The 15,964-nt window shown below is 56.9% G+C and carries 18 protein-coding genes and 1 pseudogene; 8 read left to right on the forward strand and 11 right to left on the reverse strand.

The window, feature by feature from the left end; genetic code table 11:
* Nucleotides 1–69: 69 nt before the first annotated feature.
* The 10 genes from VGK14_RS05705 to VGK14_RS05750 all read right to left on the reverse strand — a co-directional run bounded on the left by VGK14_RS05705 (nucleotide 70) and on the right by VGK14_RS05750 (nucleotide 8,664).
* The gene (locus tag VGK14_RS05705) at nucleotides 70–1,278 is read right to left on the reverse strand and encodes a methyl-accepting chemotaxis protein (RefSeq protein ID WP_331507976.1); all 1,209 of its coding nucleotides are present in this window, start codon (nucleotides 1,276–1,278) and stop codon (nucleotides 70–72) included.
* 97 nt (nucleotides 1,279–1,375) lie between these two features.
* On the reverse strand, nucleotides 1,376–2,548 hold the full coding sequence (locus tag VGK14_RS05710) for a PatB family C-S lyase (protein ID WP_331507977.1): 1,173 nt from the start codon (nucleotides 2,546–2,548) through the stop codon (nucleotides 1,376–1,378).
* Nucleotides 2,545–4,653, reverse strand: coding sequence for a 5-histidylcysteine sulfoxide synthase (gene ovoA, locus VGK14_RS05715; protein ID WP_331507978.1), 2,109 nt, complete (start codon nucleotides 4,651–4,653; stop codon nucleotides 2,545–2,547). The genes VGK14_RS05710 and ovoA overlap by 4 nt, the downstream gene beginning before the upstream one ends.
* A complete protein-coding gene (locus VGK14_RS05720; protein WP_331507979.1) occupies nucleotides 4,650–5,444 on the reverse strand; it encodes a PP2C family protein-serine/threonine phosphatase in 795 nt (264 codons plus the stop codon). Before VGK14_RS05720 ends, ovoA begins: the two co-directional genes overlap by 4 nt.
* A complete protein-coding gene (gene nrtS, locus VGK14_RS05725; RefSeq protein ID WP_331507980.1) occupies nucleotides 5,425–5,694 on the reverse strand; it encodes a nitrate/nitrite transporter NrtS in 270 nt (89 codons plus the stop codon). The genes VGK14_RS05720 and nrtS overlap by 20 nt, the downstream gene beginning before the upstream one ends.
* A 3-nt stretch (nucleotides 5,695–5,697) precedes the next feature.
* Nucleotides 5,698–6,219 carry a peroxidase-related enzyme gene (locus VGK14_RS05730; RefSeq protein WP_331507981.1) on the reverse strand — a complete coding sequence of 174 codons (522 nt, stop codon included), beginning with the start codon at nucleotides 6,217–6,219 and terminating at the stop codon, nucleotides 5,698–5,700.
* 23 nt (nucleotides 6,220–6,242) lie between these two features.
* A complete protein-coding gene (locus tag VGK14_RS05735) occupies nucleotides 6,243–6,971 on the reverse strand; it encodes a cytochrome c biogenesis CcdA family protein (RefSeq protein WP_331507982.1) in 729 nt (242 codons plus the stop codon).
* Nucleotides 6,972–6,981: 10 nt separating this feature from the next.
* On the reverse strand, nucleotides 6,982–7,362 hold the full coding sequence (locus VGK14_RS05740) for a thioredoxin family protein (protein WP_331507983.1): 381 nt from the start codon (nucleotides 7,360–7,362) through the stop codon (nucleotides 6,982–6,984).
* Nucleotides 7,363–7,406: 44 nt separating this feature from the next.
* Nucleotides 7,407–7,970 carry an SRPBCC family protein gene (locus tag VGK14_RS05745; protein WP_331507984.1) on the reverse strand — a complete coding sequence of 188 codons (564 nt, stop codon included), beginning with the start codon at nucleotides 7,968–7,970 and terminating at the stop codon, nucleotides 7,407–7,409.
* Nucleotides 7,971–8,052: 82 nt separating this feature from the next.
* Complete coding sequence (locus VGK14_RS05750; RefSeq protein WP_331507985.1) at nucleotides 8,053–8,664, reverse strand: carboxymuconolactone decarboxylase family protein; 612 nt, start codon at nucleotides 8,662–8,664, stop codon at nucleotides 8,053–8,055.
* Nucleotides 8,665–8,814: 150 nt separating this feature from the next.
* Here VGK14_RS05750 and VGK14_RS05755 point away from each other — a divergent pair, with 150 nt between their 5' ends.
* Entirely contained in the window at nucleotides 8,815–9,744 is a 930-nt protein-coding gene (locus VGK14_RS05755; protein WP_331507986.1) for an AraC family transcriptional regulator, read from the forward strand.
* Nucleotides 9,745–10,045: 301 nt separating this feature from the next.
* Here the strand turns inward: VGK14_RS05755 and VGK14_RS05760 are convergent, their stop codons facing one another.
* Entirely contained in the window at nucleotides 10,046–10,963 is a 918-nt protein-coding gene (locus VGK14_RS05760) for a LysR family transcriptional regulator (RefSeq protein ID WP_331507987.1), read from the reverse strand.
* A 116-nt stretch (nucleotides 10,964–11,079) separates the two neighbouring features.
* Here VGK14_RS05760 and VGK14_RS05765 point away from each other — a divergent pair, with 116 nt between their 5' ends.
* From VGK14_RS05765 to VGK14_RS05795, 7 genes and pseudogenes are all read left to right on the forward strand, one after another.
* On the forward strand, nucleotides 11,080–11,457 hold the full coding sequence (locus tag VGK14_RS05765; RefSeq protein ID WP_331507988.1) for a DsrE family protein: 378 nt from the start codon (nucleotides 11,080–11,082) through the stop codon (nucleotides 11,455–11,457).
* 75 nt (nucleotides 11,458–11,532) lie between these two features.
* A complete protein-coding gene (locus tag VGK14_RS05770; RefSeq protein ID WP_331507989.1) occupies nucleotides 11,533–12,468 on the forward strand; it encodes a pyridoxamine 5'-phosphate oxidase family protein in 936 nt (311 codons plus the stop codon).
* 31 nt (nucleotides 12,469–12,499) lie between these two features.
* Nucleotides 12,500–13,027 (forward strand): helix-turn-helix domain-containing protein, encoded by a 528-nt coding sequence (locus tag VGK14_RS05775; RefSeq protein WP_331507990.1) that lies wholly within the window; start codon nucleotides 12,500–12,502, stop codon nucleotides 13,025–13,027.
* Nucleotides 13,027–14,301, forward strand: coding sequence for a beta-ketoacyl-ACP synthase II (fabF, locus tag VGK14_RS05780; RefSeq protein WP_331507992.1), 1,275 nt, complete (start codon nucleotides 13,027–13,029; stop codon nucleotides 14,299–14,301). Before VGK14_RS05775 ends, fabF begins: the two co-directional genes overlap by 1 nt.
* Before the next feature lie 115 nt (nucleotides 14,302–14,416).
* Nucleotides 14,417–14,689: pseudogene (locus tag VGK14_RS14640) on the forward strand (NAD(P)H-binding protein); the annotation flags it as partial.
* A gap of 235 nt (nucleotides 14,690–14,924) precedes the next feature.
* Complete coding sequence (locus tag VGK14_RS05790; protein ID WP_331507994.1) at nucleotides 14,925–15,500, forward strand: hypothetical protein; 576 nt, start codon at nucleotides 14,925–14,927, stop codon at nucleotides 15,498–15,500.
* Nucleotides 15,501–15,522: 22 nt separating this feature from the next.
* Entirely contained in the window at nucleotides 15,523–15,867 is a 345-nt protein-coding gene (locus VGK14_RS05795; protein ID WP_331507995.1) for a hypothetical protein, read from the forward strand.
* Nucleotides 15,868–15,964 lie beyond the last annotated feature (97 nt).

The raw sequence follows: 15,964 nt of genomic DNA on the forward strand, positions 1-15,964 counted from the left end.
AAAATCCAGGGCCCCGGCAAAATCGGGGATTTACTACATTCAATCCGAACCCAGTGCTTGCCCGATCCGCTAATGGTCACACTTGGCGCTCGTCAGGCGGCAGAGCAAGTCTTGACCGGATTCGGCGACTACTTGCATCTTCTCTTCGAGAAGCGCTATTTCCCCAAGAAAATGCGCGAACTCATGGATATCCCTGGATAAGCCATTCAGTAGATCGTCCGATTGTGGAAAATCTCCAGAGACGCTCTCTACTTTTCTGATCATATCGCGGAAGCGATCTGTAAGGTCATGCAACTTCTTTCGAGCTTCTTCCGGAATGACGGCGTCGCCGCTCAGGATGTCAAGCGCTGAGACTAAGGCATCGAGGGAGCCAGACAGAATACCCGGTTGCCTTTTTTGTTCCTTGAGGGCGGCATGGAGTATCAACTGTGTGGACTCGTGGATTTTCTCAAACTGGCTATTCATTTGATGGCTCACCTGGTTCAGACGATGGCTCGTTGCGACGACCTTGGTGAGAATTTTGTCGAGATCCTCTACGATATGGGCGATCCGGTCGAGAAAATGATTCAGGTCAAGAGCCAATCCCCCGAATTCGTCATGTGATTTCACTTTCGCCCTATGGGACAGGTCAATAATGCCTTTGGTCAGGCTTGAAACCGTGGAGCTCAATGATAGCAGCGGCTCCATGCGAACCTTCAGGAGCAGGAACAGCACGATGGTGTGGGTAATGATGTTGATTGCCCAGATCATCGAACTCAATCGCACCTCGGCCCACCAGGCGGTCAGCTTCGTCGAGAGGTAACTTCTCACCCTCACTTCGCCCAGGACATCGCCAACCTTGGCGTGCACGTGACAGTTCAGGCAAAACTGTTCTGCCGTCAGCGTTGCTCTGGCTTCATTGTATTTGCCCGATGGCCACTGCGGAGGAATTCCCCGCGGCTCCATGTCGAATTTGTACTTCATGGAGGTCACGGTCACTTCCGCAGGAATAATGCCGATGGAAAGTCCCAGTTCCTCGAAGTTGCGTTTCAGGATCGGATACACCGTTCTGGCGGCGACGGGGCCACCGGAATTGAGCATGATCGACTTCACATCGCCGGCCAGACGCTGCGTTGCGAGTTCAACCGCCTCCCGATCATGGTTTTTATAGTTATAAACGACCACGCCATAACGAACCCCTAACTCGATCACGGTAACGGCGATCAGGAGCAGGAAAAAGTCCCTGATCATATGGATTATGAAGGATTGATCGAATCTTCCGACTTTCGATGCTTGCATCGTTTTTCCTCGACAACGGCGAAAGCCGCCGGGTCAAAATTCTCCCCGGATCGCGCGGAGCTTCGTCCAGGGCAATGCGGGCCACCTCGCGGGAAAATTACATGCGATCCGAATCCAGCGCCTGCCCGATGCGTTGAATCGCCATCATGACATTTTGACGCGAAGTGCCGATGTTCATGCGCATGCGGCCTTCGCCGCCCGCGCCGAAAGAAGCGCCGGGGGACATGCCCACCCTGGCATTGCGGACGAAAAAACGCTGGAGTTTTTTATCGCTCATGCCCAGTTTGCGGCAATCCAGCCATAGCAGATAGGTCGCTTCCGGATCGATCATGCGGATATCCGGCAATTCACTTTGGATATGGGCAGCCGCTTCGTCACGGGTCTTTTTCAGGTAGGCCAGCAAGCTTTCAAGCCAGGGCTCTCCCTCGCGATAGGCAGCCTCGAAGGCTGCGAGGCTGAACGGGTTGGCAATATTTGCGTGGGTCATGTCCAGCACCTTGCCTATCGCCGCACGCCGTCCGGCATCCGGCACGATCAGCGCGGACAGGCCGAGGCCCGGGATATTGAAAGTCTTGCTGGGCGCGACCGCAGTGACGACATTGGCTGGGTCATCGGCGAGCGAGGCGAGCGCGTGATGTTGAAATTCCGGATAGACGAGATCGGCATGAATTTCGTCGGAGACGATGGTGAGATCATGACGACGGGCAATTTCCAGTACGGCTTGAAGTTCCGCTCGCTGCCATACCCGGCCGACCGGGTTGTGCGGCGAACAGAGCAATAGCAGCTTGGCATTGCGGGCGCATTGCTCCAGATCATCCAGATCGATACTGTAGCGGCCGTCCCGGCATTGCAACGGGTTCAGAACCTGCCGCCTGCCGGTCTTGGTGACGGCTGAAAAAAAGGGGAGATACACCGGCGGCTGCACGATCACGCCTTCATCCGGCCGCGTCAGCGCCATCACGGCGGTGTTCAGAGAAGGCACCACACCAGGTGCGAGCAGTATCCATTCGCGCTCGATTTGCCAGTGGTGGCGCTTTTTCATCCAGTCGATCAAGACGCCGTAGAGGCTGTCCGGCACCAGCGTATAACCATAAACCGGATGTGCGGCACGTGCCTTCAGTGCACGATTGACGGCCTCCGGCGCGGCAAAATCCATGTCCGCAACCCACATTGGCAGCACGTCGGCGGTGCCGAAGACGGCAGCCCTGCCGTCATGCTTGAGGGAATACGTGCCCTCGCGCGGGATGACGCGGTCGAAATCGGGTTTCACCCGGTTTTCTCCCAGATGGTGACTTCCGACAGCGTGTGCTGGAATTTGCGCCGGGTTTCGCGGATGACGAACGGCATCTCAAACGGGTCTTCGATCAGCCGGAAATGCGCGCCGAGAATGGCCTTCAGCCCGTCCAGCGTGGTCAGGTTTTCGCCGGCCTGCTTGAAGCCGCCGATCCATTCCTCGCGCGGGGTATGTTCGGTGAGCCAGGTATAGGGTGAAGCGATCAGCAGAATGCCGCCCGGATTGAGCCGTTCGTGCACCGTAGCAAGAAACTTCTTCGGACTGTACAGGCGGTCGATCAGATTGGCCGCCAGGATCAAATCGTAGCCGGTGAAATGCGGCTTGAGGTTGCAGGCGTCGCCCTGCCAGAACTCGACCTTGCCGCGCACATCATCCAGCCCGAGACCGGCAAGCCGGCGCTCCTGGTAGAACACCAGTTCGCCCTCGTCGGCCAGGGTGTAGTGCAGCACGCCCTGTTCGGCCAACTGTACGCCCAACCCGATGAAGCGGGCGGAGAAATCGATGCCGGTGACGTGCTCGAAATGCTTCGCCAGCTCAAACGTTGCACGCCCAGCGGCGCAGCCCAGATCCAGCGCCTTGCGCGCCGGGCGGCCATGCATGGCGTTGATCGCCAGTTCGCTCAGCGCCTTGGGGAAGTTGGGAACGTCAAAATAGGTGTCGCCGTAATGGAACTCGGCATATTCCGACAGCAGCTTGTCGGTTTCGTAATGGGAGGCGTGCACGGTAACGGGTGCATCAGACACCACATAGCGGAACCCGGCATGCTGGAAGAAGTGACGGCGGAAGGCGTAGCGCGCGCTCTTCAATGCTTCGTTGCCGCAGGAAACCCACGCACCGCCCTTGAACAGGTTGTGGCGGTCGTCAAAAGTCGGCGTGGTGAAGTCGTCGTACAAGGGATGCACCTTGAAGCTCTCGAACGGGTATATCGGCGTCTCGGTCCATTGCCAGACGTTGCCCACCGCATCGAACAGTTCTCCGTGGCGGAACTCGGTGACCGGGCAGGAAGAGGCGTAATGGTCGAGATGCAGGTTGGCGTTGGCCGGCTGGTCGTGCGGCACTTCGCGCAACCCGGCAAAATCGTACAGGCGAACCCATTGGTCCTCGGTCGGCAGCCGCGTGGGGAGGCCGGTTTCGCGCTGCTTCCAGTTGCAGAAAGCCTTGGCCTCATGATAGTTAACTTCCACCGGCCAGTCCCACGGCATGGCAACTTCCTCGGTCATCAGGCGCAGCTTCCAGGCGCCGCCTTCGCGCACCCAGAAGGTGGGGTGTTGAGTTTTGGCGAACTCTTTCCAGGCACGGCCTTCTTCTTCCCACAAGGTATCGTCGGCATAGCCGCCGTTTTCGACGAAAGCCAGAAATTCGCCGTTGCTGGTGAGATGGCGGGCAGCCTGGAAGGCGGGAACGTCGGCCTCGTGCCGGCCGTATTCGTTGTCCCAGCCGTAAGTCGGGTCGCCCTGCTTGCCGAGTTTTACGCGGCCGGAGGGGATATTCACCAGCGTATTCTTCGGCGTTTCGCCGGACTTGCGACAGGGCTGCCAAGCCGGATGCGGCTGGATATATTTGAGGTCGTGCTGGCGGATCAGCACCGAGGAGGTTTCGAGATGGATGCGTTCGTGCTCGATGCCCATCAGGATGGGCCACCAGGAGCTGCCCCAGCCGATCGGCAATGTCAGCGGCAGGCTCTCGATCAGGCCATCGACCATGCGCCGCATTTCAGCGCGGTAGGCGCGGACTTCCGATACCGTCGGCCAGTCGTAGTTGGCTTCGTTGAGATCATCCCAGCTCATTTCGTCCACGCCGATAGCGAACATGGATTCAAACCTGGGGTTGATGCGCTGATCGATCAATCCCGCCAGCACCAGCTTGTTGATGAAGAAGGTGGCGGTATGGCCGTAGTAGAAAATCAGCGGATGACGCAACGGGATAGGCTTGCGGTACCAGGCTTCGTCATTTTTGAGCGTTTCGAACAACTGCTCGTAACGATCCTGCGTGGTGTGAAAATAGTCGCGGATTTCCCGGCGTTTAAGCTCGGGGTTGCCTTCTGTCAATAAAGGAGTGCGATTGAAAAGTGCGGTCGTCATCTGTGGTCTATCAGGATCATGGTCAGGTCTTCGTCGAAACCCGGGCTGTGATTCATGTCGACCAGTTTTTCGACGAAGCGTGTAAAAAAATCGTCTGGGGTCTCGGCTTCCACCATGGTGGCAACATCCAGCAGCGCCTTGCGGGAGGCGTAGTTGGGGTCCGGGTTGACCGCATCCAGGACGCCGTCGGTGTACATCAGCACCCAGTCCCCCGGCTCCAGCGTGGTGGTTGTTTCATAATACTTGAAATCACGCACCACGCCGACGGCAAAGGTGCTGTAGCCACCCGCATGCAATTCGGACCATTGCCCCTTGCGTTTCAGCAGCATGCCGGGGTGCCCGGCGTAGGCATAGGTCCAGGAGTGATCGGTCTGATTGTAGGTGGCGGCTGCCACGGTCGCAAACAGGGGGGACCGGGCTCCGTTGTGGATCAGCCGGTTGATCTCCTCCAGCAGCAGGTGGTTCCCTGGGCTCCCCGCCAGCGCTCCCATCGTTTCGAGCAGCTTGTCCGACAACCAGGCCGCGGCTTCGCCATGCCCCATGGTATCAATCAGCAGGAACTTGCTCTTCATGCGCTGTCCGCACACGGCGACGTAATGGATGTCGCCCCCGGCCTTTTCGCCATGTAACGGGATGGAGAGCAAATGGCAGCCGAGACCGGGCACCTCAAAGCCGTTCATTGCAAAAGCGTTGTTGCCTGCAATCTGCGAACAGGCTTCCAGGCCGGGATCGATGAAGCCGACCCCAGCGGATTTTTTCTGTTCAAGCCATTCAATCAGTCTTCCGGGCATGTTCCCCTCTCGCTTGAAGCGGCTTCTGTTGTTTCCGAAGCGCCTGCGCCCCGCTGTATGTCGCAACGCAAAACGGCACCATATAGTTGAGCACGAAATGCCCTAACTCCGCGCCGCCGTTAATGATCGCCTCGCCCTGATTGATGGCGTTCAGCACGGAGCCGACCACCAGGGAAACCTTGAGCGCATGTCCCATGATGGCCGGCGTAAGGCATAAATGGAAGAAGCCGGGCGAGGTTTGCGGAGGCATGGGTCAGAAGTCCACGGCAATGCGCATGGCACGGGCGAAGCGGTTGAACCCCGCGAACAGTTCCACTACGCCCAATATCTCGACGATTTCCTCCTCTTCCACGCCAAGCGCGTTCAGTGCCTTGAAATCTGCCTCATTGATGTCGCGCCAATGCAGATTGACTTTGCGTGCGAAATTGACGAGTGCAATTTCGGCCTCGCTGAGGCCGGGCAGTGTCCCGCTCTGCAGCATGGCGGCGATTTCCGCTTCGCTTGTGCCCAGGCTTGTCAACGCCGCCGAGTGGGCGGCGACGCAGTAGGCGCAACCGTTGTCATTCGACACCAGCAACGCGGCAGTCTCCTTGGCCTTGCGGCGCAGCTTGCCGTTGAGCAGCACCGCCTTGACCTTGTTCCAGTTGGCTTCCAATAGCGGCGGATATTTGGCGTAGGCCTGGAACAGGTTGGGTACGCGGCCGAAAGCACGGCCGATTTCAAGCAGCACTGTGATCGTCGAGTCGGGGGCCGGTGGTTCTATTTCTTGCGACATTTACGGGCTTTTCCTTTTCAGAATTAAATTGATGTGGTGAACTGCACCAGCCAGTCCGGGGAGATTTTCAGGATCAGGGATTCAAAATTCTTGTCGGCACCGGTCATGGTCAATACGCCCATTGTTAACAACAGGCCGCCCAATACCTTCTTGCCTGCCTTGCCTGCCGTGAACAGCCTGTCGCGAAATTTCGTCATTGCCTGGCGCGAGAGCATGCCCAGCAGGACCAGCGGGATGCCCGCGCCCAATCCGAACAGCGCCATCATCAGGGTGACGTGCGCCATATCCTGCCCCTGGCTGGCGAGCGTGATGGTGGCGCCCAGCGTCGGGCCGACGCACGGACCCCAGACCACGCCCAGCAGCATGCCCAGCGAGAACTGGCCGCCGAGGCTGTCGCCGGAAATGCGGTTCATCATGGATTGCCCCGAGCCGCCGAGCCGCGAGGTCGCAACCGCGAATTTTTCCTGCAGCGCCGGTGAAACCAGCAGGACACCGAACCCCATCAGCAGCACCGCCGCGATGTTGCGAAAAACCTCCCGATCCAATCCGATGGCGGCGCCTAGACCAACGATGAACACGCCGACCACGGTAAACGACAACGCCAGTCCGGCTGCCAGCGCATGGGGGCCGAAGCGATGTGCCACCAGCGCCGAACCTGCCAGGATCGGCACCAGCGGCAGCACGCAGGGTGACAGGGTAGAGAGCGTACCGGCAGCGACGCTGAGCCCGTAAGTGCCAATCTCGGCGAACATGGCGTTCCTTTTATATGGCTTTTTTCAGCAGGTTTTCGATGCCTTCGCGTGAGGTATCTCCCAGGCTGCGGCCGACTTCCTTACCGCCTTTGAACACAATGAGCGTGCTCTGTATGGGTACGTGCAGGGCTCGCACCACATCTTTCTGGCTGTCGTAATCGACTCTGAGGGAACGGATGCCGCGATAAGGTTTTTCCCTGAGCAAGGCATCGGTAATGCCGGCTTGCGCGCGGCAGGTCGAACACCAGTCGGCATGCACCTCAACCAGTACCGGCTTGCTTTCCTTGATCAGTTTGTCGAAAACCGGCTGTGTGTAAGGAATTTGCTCTGCCAAGGCGCTTGTGGCAATCAATATGGCCAGCATGGACAAGAAATACAGGAGCGATTTCATGATGGCATTCTTTTGAGATGAATATTAGACGTCGCTTCGACAATTTACTTACAACAATTTTCCTGGCAATGCGATGCCTCGCACTGTCTGACCCGGCGCATTTTTCCACCTGCACCGCCGAGTTCCCTGCGGATATTATTCAGCGCCGTATTCATCATCATAGGCAGCATGACGGCGGCCATATGGCGCATCAGCAACCCGCGCCAATTGAAATAGTGTTGCCAGGTCAGCATGCTGCCACCATTTCCGTCGGGTTCGACGAACATTACGGAGACGTGATCCTCCGTGGGCAACATCATTTTTATTTTTGTAGACACCTGGAATGCGTACCCATGGGGTGGATTCCACCAGACGATGGTTTCATTGAGCTCCCCCATGCCGCGCATTGCGCAGTGTCTGACGGAACCAACCCCGCATTCGGTTCCGCTGCCAGCCGTACCATATTCCATGGACAGTGACAGCATGAGCGGTACCCAGCTGGCCACGGCATGAGGGCTCGATATGGTAGTAAACAGTTTTTCCGGGGATGCGCTGAATCCGGCCTTGGCTTCCATGCGGAGCGGGGCCTGGGAATATTTAGTGATATTGAATTGATTTTGGTCGATCATGATTGATTCCCCATGTAATGCATTCGATAAATGCCATTCCCCGCAACCAGTGTGAAGAATGGCTAGATCAGATGCCGTGCATTTATGCGGCGCATTCCTTGCTGCCGCAGGCGGAACCTGTGCGAGTTGGGCTCCATTCGCGCGGTTTGAACATGTCGTCCAGCGGTGTCTCGAACAGGTGGTTGGCATAGTTGCTGAGCGTCTTGACGCTGATTGCCAGAAGAATGCTCAGCACATGGGCTTCCGTGTAGCCTGCCGCGATAAAGGCCGCGACCTCGGTCTTGCAAGGATGGCCGCGCGAGTCGAGCAGCACCTTGGTGAAATGGCTCAATGCCTTCAGCTTGGTATCCGGGATTTCCGTGCCGTTGCGAATGGCATCGGTCACGTCGAGGGGTACCTTGGAGAACGCATCCGCGATCAGACTGTGCGCGGCTACGCAGTAATGGCAGGCATTTTCGCGGCTGATGGTGAGAAACACCACTTCCTGTTCGGCCGGGTTGAGGCCGGATTCGGTGCGGAACTGGTTGTAACCGAAAAGATAGGTGTCCAGCAGGGCAGGGGAGTTGACCATGTAACCATACATGTTGGGAATGAAACCCACTTGCTTGAGGGCTTTTTCCAGGACCTCCTTTGCTCTGGGTTCGCTGCTTGCTATGGATTGCATCGGCAGTGTGAGGGTGGGTTGTGCAGACATTTCGATTCCTTTCAATGATGATACGAAAAAGTAGTTCGCTCGGCCGGGGTGGCTTGTGCGCAATTACAGTTATCATATTATTTTTTATAACGTGTACTAACAATGATAATTAGTTCATAATTTATGCTCATAAGAACGGAATATTCTATTATGGATGCACTGACAGACATACTTGCATCAATGCGCTTGAGAGGTGAAGTCTATTTCCGATGCGAGCTATCCGCCCCTTGGGGTATGGATATCGACCGGACGCCGGTCGCCGAATTCCATGTGGTCGCGCGCGGCAGTTGCTGGCTGAAAATGGCTGACATGGAAAAATCCATCTGCCTTGAGGCAGGGGATGTGGTGGTGTTTCCGCATGGACACGCCCATGTGCTGCTCGATGCACCGGACAGTGTGGCGTTGCCCGCGGAAGCCATTATCGGTAGTCGAAAAATAGATCGTTACGGCCCGGTGGTTTACGGCAGTGGCGGCACTACCGCCAACATTCTGTGCGGCTATTTCGAGTTCGACCGCAACGTACGTTACCCTTTGATAGATGCCCTGCCCCCTTTAATCCATATTCAGGGGGCGGATGCCACCGAAATGTCCTGGCTGCAAACGACGATCAATTTCATCTGCTATGAAACCCGTGCCATGCGACCCGGTACTGAAGCCGTGGTGAACCGCCTGGTGGAGGTTCTCTTCGCCCAGATCATGCGCGCCTACATCGCCCAGACGGCAACTCCTCCGGGCATCCTCGGCGCCATCGCCGATGCCAAAGTAGGGCTGGCGCTGAATGCCATGCATCTACGGCCTGAATACGCCTGGTCTCTGGAAGAACTTGCACAGCATGCCGGCATGTCGCGCACCGCGTTCACCCAACGTTTTCATACGCTTGCAGGGCGGACACCGATGCATTACCTGACCGAGTGGCGCATGCAAAAAGCCAAGGAGATGCTGATATCGACCAGCATGACCATGCCGACGATTGCCGAGCGGGTCGGTTACCAGTCGGAGGCCTCGTTCGGCAAGGCATTCAAGAAGTACATCGGGGTGAGTCCTGGCGCCTGTCGGCGTGAGGCGGCATTGTCTCATTAGGTTGGGGTTGCAAAATCGCAGTATGAAAATCGCAGTATGAAGGTGAGGGTTTGAAAATTCTACAAGCAGGGAATTCTTATCAAGACTCAGTAAATAAAAAACATTTGCTGTTTAGAAATGTCGGCAAAACTGACGTCCTTCGATTTATGTGTACTGCAGAAATGAAAAAAGATCAGCCATTTATGCAACCGCTGTAACCCATGATTGTAAGGATTTCAACTTTCTTCGTATAAAGCATCACGTTCAGTTGTTTTAGGGTGCTACGGAGATCGGGATGAAGTGCGAACCCCCGGTTGACTAATTACACAGACTTGCTCATCCCAGGCACCAGTCGTTCACTCAAATGCAATTTGACCCAGCTGATGAACACCCTGGTTCGAGCAGAGATTCGTTTTGTCGGCGAATAGACAAGGGAGACAGGCAGTGGCTCAGGTTCAAACGCTTCCAGGATAACTCGAAGCTTTCCCGTGGAAACGGCTTCCTGGATTTGATATGACAGGAACACACCGACTCCGAGGCCGTCGATACACGACATCACTGCTGTATCAGCTTGATTTGTCGTCATTCGGATGTTTGTCAGGTCAACCCCTTGAAGGGCGCCTTCTGATTGGAAAGTCAGGCGATTGCTCGGCATCAAACCCAGGATGCGAATGAATGGTGCCCGCTGGAGATCGCCAGGCTGGTTGATGGGATCAATTGCATCCAGTAGGGCGGGCGACGCACATAGGCATCGTCTGACAGTTCCGACAGTGGACACCACCAGGTCCGAAGTAGTGACATGTCCGATTCGCACAGCCACATCGATACCTTCTTCAATCAGGTCGACTACCCGGTCAATCAGTATCAGCCTTGCTGACACATCGCGATATTGACTCAGGAATGCGTTCAACACCGGAGTGACGTGCAGCCGGCCAAATAGAACCGGTGCCGTAATAGCCAACAACCCGACCGGTTCGGTTCGCCTGTCCTGCAACGAATCCTCAATCTCGGCCACTTCGTTGAGTATTCTCCTGCCCGCCTCGACAAACAGGCGCCCTTCTTCGGTAATACGAACCTGACGGGTCGTTCGCTCGAAAAGACGGACCCCCAGACGCCGTTCAGTGGCGGCAAGCACTCGCACCACAGTCGGCAGCGAAGTGCCTAAATCAGCGGCCGCATCGGTCAGGCTGCCTGCATCGGCAACCGCAACCACAACACGCATGCTGTTCAGCTTGTCCATTCGATTACTCCGTTAATCGGAGTAATTATGATAACACTGCATCATTTATTCAGTTACTCGAAATTCATATGATTCGGTACCTGCCCATCCGACAGGATTTACCAAAGGAGAATCACGTGAATAAAACTGCTGTCATCATACTTTCAGATCCAAAATCAGGTAGCGAAGAATCGCTTGGCCGGGTGTTCAATGCCCTTGTCACCGCCTATGACGCCAAGCAGCGCGGACATGACGTCACTGTGCTGTTTCAGGGCACCGGCACTCGCTGGTCCGGCCTGATCACATCTCCAGACCATCCCGTAAATGGCCTTTACGAAGCGGTCAAAGACAAGATCGCCGGCGTTTCAAGCGGGTGTGCAGACGTGTTTGATGCGCGTGAAACAGCCCTGGATCACGGGTTTAAATTGGTCAGCGAGTGCGCTGTTCCCGGGACGAGCGGCCTTCCCAGCATCGCACGCCTATTGGCCGATGGCTACAACGTCGTTACTTTCTAACCGTTCTCCCGCACTGATTGCGCGCCTTCCCGTGGCGCGTCCGTCCGTGCGGGAACTTACTCTGGGCGATGTTCGATGACGAATTCGGGTCCATATCATGACGGCGAACGCCAAGTACAGGCACTGGCCGGAAAATCCGGGCAGGGTGAAGCCATGGGCCGAGCCATTGCCAAAAGCATCACTCCGGGTGCCTGGCAGTTTCTTGCAGCACAATCGATGCTGGTGCTGGGCAGTTGGGATGGGGCACGCGGAGCCTGGCCAAGCCTGCTGTTCGGCGAACCCGGATTTGCCGTTACCCACGATGGCACGGAAGTTCAATTGGCTGTCCCAAGCGCATGGGCTGACCATCATGACCCGCTCTGGCACAACCTGCGACAGAACGGGTTAATCAGCTTGCTCGCAATCGAACTGTCAACACGGCGTCGGCTTCGCATCAATGGCCATTTGCGCTCGGTTGCCGATGAGTTGTTGGCCGAAGGCAGGCTTGATGTGATCGTCGATCAGGCCTACCCGAATTGCCCGAAATACATCCAGCGTCGAATCTTGCGCATGGACCGAACCCAGCCGGGGCGCCCTTGCATGCAGGAGAATCATAGCCTTAATGCCGACCATGCGAGCCTGATCGCCAATGCCGACGCTTGCTTTGTCGCCAGCGTGCATCAAGAGTCCGGCACTGACGTATCGCATCGAGGCGGCCTCCCGGGTTTTGTGCGGGTCGAATCCACGACTCGCTTGCGAATCCCCGACTACGTTGGAAACGGCATGTTCAACACCTTGGGCAATATCCACGAAAGCGGTTTTGCCGGATTGCTGTTTATAGACTTCGACAACGGCCGACAACTTCAGGTGATCGGCGATGCGAAGATTGATTGGTCACGAGAGAGCGCAACTGTGGAGCGTTCGTGGCTGCTGGACATTCAGCGTGTGCGTGAATCTTCGTTGCCGCATGGCTTGAAGTGGGAATTTGTCGATTTCTCACCCTTTAACCCAACACCCATGTTACTTGCATGATGAAAGTATTGCTGATAGAGTCGCTTTCATTATGCAACGAACAAGCTTCAAAAACATGGAATGCCCGGCCGCCAGAGCCCTTGAATGCGTGGGGGAATGGTGGAGCATTTTGATCTTGCGCGACGCATTCCACGGCCTCAGCAGATTTGACGAGTTCCAGTCCAGCTTGGGTATCGCCCCTAACATCCTAACGCGGCGCCTGAAGCATCTGACCCAGAATGGCCTGCTTGAACGGCGCATGTACAACCCTCGCCCCCAAAGATACGAATATGTCCTGACGGATAAAGGCCGCGATTTTTTCCCGGTGTTGGTGGCAATGCTCGACTGGGGCAATAAACACCTGACGCCGGAAGGCGTGTCCGTCCAATTAGCAGACCGCCACACTGGCGATTTGCTGGAGCCGATCCTAATGGACAGACACCGCTTATCGCCGATCACAGCCGAGAGCGTGGTGTTACAGCCGGGGCCGGCCGCGAGCGCGAGTATGCGCGAACGGGCTGCACAGACCCAATCCCGACGGGGCTTGGGTGCGTCAAGCCCAGATGAGAAGCAGCGATAATGGCCTCTCGTCGTATCGTGGTAACAGGCATGGGAATAGTTTCTCCCTTGGGCTGTGGAGTGGAATCGGTCTGGCAGCGTTTGGTTTCTGGCCGCTCCGGCCTGCGCACCTTGCCGGAAGAAATGGTCGCAGCGATCCCAGCAAAAGTGGGCGGACTTGTGCCAACGAAGGAAGAAGACAGCGACGCCGGCTTCGATCCGGACATCGCTGCATCCCCCAAGGATCAACGCAAAATGGATCGGTTCATCCTGTTCGCGCTGGCCGCGGCGGAAGAGGCCATTGCCCAATCGGGATGGGTTCCCGCAAACGAACATGAGCGTGAGCGCACCGCCACGATCATCGCCTCCGGGATCGGTGGATTTCCGGCAATTGCCAATGCCGTTCGCGTGACAGATACGCGCGGCGTGCAACGGCTGTCACCGTTCACCATCCCATCCTTTCTCGTCAACATGGCCGCTGGACATGTTTCCATACGCCATGGTTACCAAGGTCCTCTCGGCGCCCCGGTAACGGCCTGCGCGGCTGGCGTTCAGGCCATCGGTGACGCCGCACGGCTGATCCGTTGCGGCGAAGCGGATATCGCCATTTGCGGCGGAGCGGAAGCCTGCATCGACCTCGTCAGCCTGGGAGGCTTCGCTGCCGCCCGCGCCCTGTCTACCTCTTTCAACGACGCTCCGGAGCATGCATCCAGGCCCTTCGATAATGCTCGCGACGGCTTTGTGATGGGTGAAGGCGCCGGCATACTGGTGATCGAAGCACTTGAGCATGCCTTGGCGCGAGGCGCCAAGCCCATCGCGGAAATCATTGGGTACGGCACCAGCGCGGATGCCTATCACATGACTTCCGGACCGGAGGACGGCAATGGTGCCCGACGTGCCATGCAAGCCGCATTGGAACAGGCATATCTTGTGCCTTCCGACATACAGCACCTGAACGCGCACGCCACCTCCACCCCAGTAGGAGATCTCGGGGAGTTGGAAGCTATCAAAGCGCTGTTCGGCAGGGATAACCGTATTGCGGTCACCTCGACCAAGTCTGCCACCGGACATCTACTGGGAGCCGCCGGGGGGATCGAAGCCATTTTTACCGCGCTAGCCCTGCGTGACCAGATCGTTCCCGCCACCCGTAATCTGGAAAATCCAGACCCGGCCGCAGAAGGCGTGGACATTGTGATCGGTGCTGCCAGATCAATGGACATTGAACACGCATTGTCGAACGGCTTCGGCTTCGGCGGCGTAAACGCCAGCGTCCTCCTCAGGCGCTGGCCTGCATGAAAGCAGGAGTATTCCCACTTTAGGCGCAACCAGCAAGGCGGCTCAGCTTGACAGCGTCCATTTCAAGTGTCGCACAGACAAGTCACTGCATGACCACGCACATAAGGAGATCGACATGGCAAAGCCAAAAATTCTGGTGACCAGCGCATCCGGTAACACAGGATTCCAGACGGCCAGACAATTGCTTGAGCAAGGCTTTCCGGTACGCGCGCTAGTGCGCCGCACGGATGGACGAAGCAATGCCTTGCAAGCCCTCGGGGCGGATATTCAGGTGGGCAACTTGCATGACATCGACGACGTGCGCTGCGCCCTCCATGATGTTCAAAGAGCCTACTTCTGCGCGCCCTTGCTCCCGGACGCACTGAGCGCGAGCGTGGTCTTCGCCGCCGCCGCCCAGGAGCACCGCCTGGAGGTAGTCGTGGCTCTGAGCCAATGGCTGGCCGACCCGCGCCACCATTCTATCCATACGCGTGAAACCTGGCTGGCCGACAAGATGTTCTCATGGATGCCGAATGTCGACCTGGTCACCATCAATCCAGGCTGGTTCGCCGATAACTACATGGCTGCACTGGAGCCGATTGCCCAGTTCGGCATGATGCCGATGCCGCTCGGGGACGGCATGAATGCACCGCCATGCGCGAGTGATCGTCGGTGCGCTAGTCAATCCGGCCAGACATATTGGAAAAACCTACCGCCCGACCGGTTCAGTGCTGCTATCGCCGCAGGACATCACGGCGACCTTTGCAAAGGTGCTCGGCCGACCCGTCAGGTATTTCGACGCACCGGCCGCGATGTTTACGAAAGTGGCCAGGGCGCTGAATTTTCCCGATTTTACGACCGCCCAGGTGCTCTGGTATTTCGAGGACTACAAGCGCAATGCCTTTGCCCTGAGAGCACCGACACAAGCAGTCCTTGAGGTCATCGGACAAAAGCCGGAGGATTTCGAGACCATCGTTCGCCGCTATGTGGGGAAATCGCCGTTGGTCAAAAGAAGTATTGGGTCAATGCTACGTGCAATGGGTGGGATGATGAAGATCATGCTCAAGCCAACGCTCGATCCTGGTCATTACGCGCAGCTTCATGGCTTCCCGAAGCTGATGGGGGCTTCTTTAGCGGTGGAATCGGAAAAATGGCTCTCCACGCACGCATCGAATTCAGGCTTGCTCGCTGAGGGGCCGGCCACTACACCATTGGCATAAAGTGTCGGAAGGAGCATCGGACATGAGTAATCTGTTTCTTTTCTTCATTGCTACCGTGGTCATAATGCTTGTGGCAGGCTTTATTCGCTACCTGCCCAGTGGCTATAAGATGCCATCCCTCGTTGGGCTTGCTGCATGGATAGTTTATGGAGGTATGCTTGGGTACGGAGGCGTGATTGCTAACACGGCCTTGCTGCCACCAGGACTGTTTTATCTGCTCGCTCCAATCATTATGTTCATCATGTTCATGGCCCGACCGCGCATTGGCCTGACGGTAGCACTGAGCTTTCCGTTGTGGCTGATGATGGGCATGGAATCGCTTCGACTCGTGCGGGCCGTTACATCTGATAGCGACCGGAGTCCCTAACGCGGCAATCGGAACCTTCCCTTTTACCTACATCCCTGGCCTCATGGTGCCGCTGGCACTCGTTCTGCACGTTCTGTCGATTCGGGCACTGCGATTG

The sequence above is a fragment of the Novimethylophilus sp. genome (genome assembly GCF_036504375.1).
In the GTDB taxonomy this organism is placed as follows: domain Bacteria; phylum Pseudomonadota; class Gammaproteobacteria; order Burkholderiales; family Methylophilaceae; genus Novimethylophilus.

Bases quoted from the DNA above. Each gene is read 5' to 3' on its own strand.
- VGK14_RS05705 (WP_331507976.1), bottom strand. From the start codon at position 1,278: ATGCAAGCATCGAAAGTCGGAAGATTCGATCAATCCTTCATAATCCAT.
- ovoA (WP_331507978.1), bottom strand. From the start codon at position 4,653: ATGACGACCGCACTTTTCAATCGCACTCCTTTATTGACAGAAGGCAAC.
- VGK14_RS05720 (WP_331507979.1), bottom strand. From the start codon at position 5,444: ATGCCCGGAAGACTGATTGAATGGCTTGAACAGAAAAAATCCGCTGGG.
- nrtS (WP_331507980.1), bottom strand. From the start codon at position 5,694: ATGCCTCCGCAAACCTCGCCCGGCTTCTTCCATTTATGCCTTACGCCG.
- VGK14_RS05730 (WP_331507981.1), bottom strand. From the start codon at position 6,219: ATGTCGCAAGAAATAGAACCACCGGCCCCCGACTCGACGATCACAGTG.
- VGK14_RS05735 (WP_331507982.1), bottom strand. From the start codon at position 6,971: ATGTTCGCCGAGATTGGCACTTACGGGCTCAGCGTCGCTGCCGGTACG.
- VGK14_RS05740 (WP_331507983.1), bottom strand. From the start codon at position 7,362: ATGAAATCGCTCCTGTATTTCTTGTCCATGCTGGCCATATTGATTGCC.
- VGK14_RS05745 (WP_331507984.1), bottom strand. From the start codon at position 7,970: ATGATCGACCAAAATCAATTCAATATCACTAAATATTCCCAGGCCCCG.
- VGK14_RS05750 (WP_331507985.1), bottom strand. From the start codon at position 8,664: ATGTCTGCACAACCCACCCTCACACTGCCGATGCAATCCATAGCAAGC.
- VGK14_RS05755 (WP_331507986.1), top strand. From the start codon at position 8,815: ATGGATGCACTGACAGACATACTTGCATCAATGCGCTTGAGAGGTGAA.
- VGK14_RS05760 (WP_331507987.1), bottom strand. From the start codon at position 10,963: ATGGACAAGCTGAACAGCATGCGTGTTGTGGTTGCGGTTGCCGATGCA.
- VGK14_RS05770 (WP_331507989.1), top strand. From the start codon at position 11,533: ATGACGAATTCGGGTCCATATCATGACGGCGAACGCCAAGTACAGGCA.
- VGK14_RS05775 (WP_331507990.1), top strand. From the start codon at position 12,500: ATGCAACGAACAAGCTTCAAAAACATGGAATGCCCGGCCGCCAGAGCC.
- fabF (WP_331507992.1), top strand. From the start codon at position 13,027: ATGGCCTCTCGTCGTATCGTGGTAACAGGCATGGGAATAGTTTCTCCC.
- VGK14_RS05790 (WP_331507994.1), top strand. From the start codon at position 14,925: ATGCACCGCCATGCGCGAGTGATCGTCGGTGCGCTAGTCAATCCGGCC.
- VGK14_RS05795 (WP_331507995.1), top strand. From the start codon at position 15,523: ATGAGTAATCTGTTTCTTTTCTTCATTGCTACCGTGGTCATAATGCTT.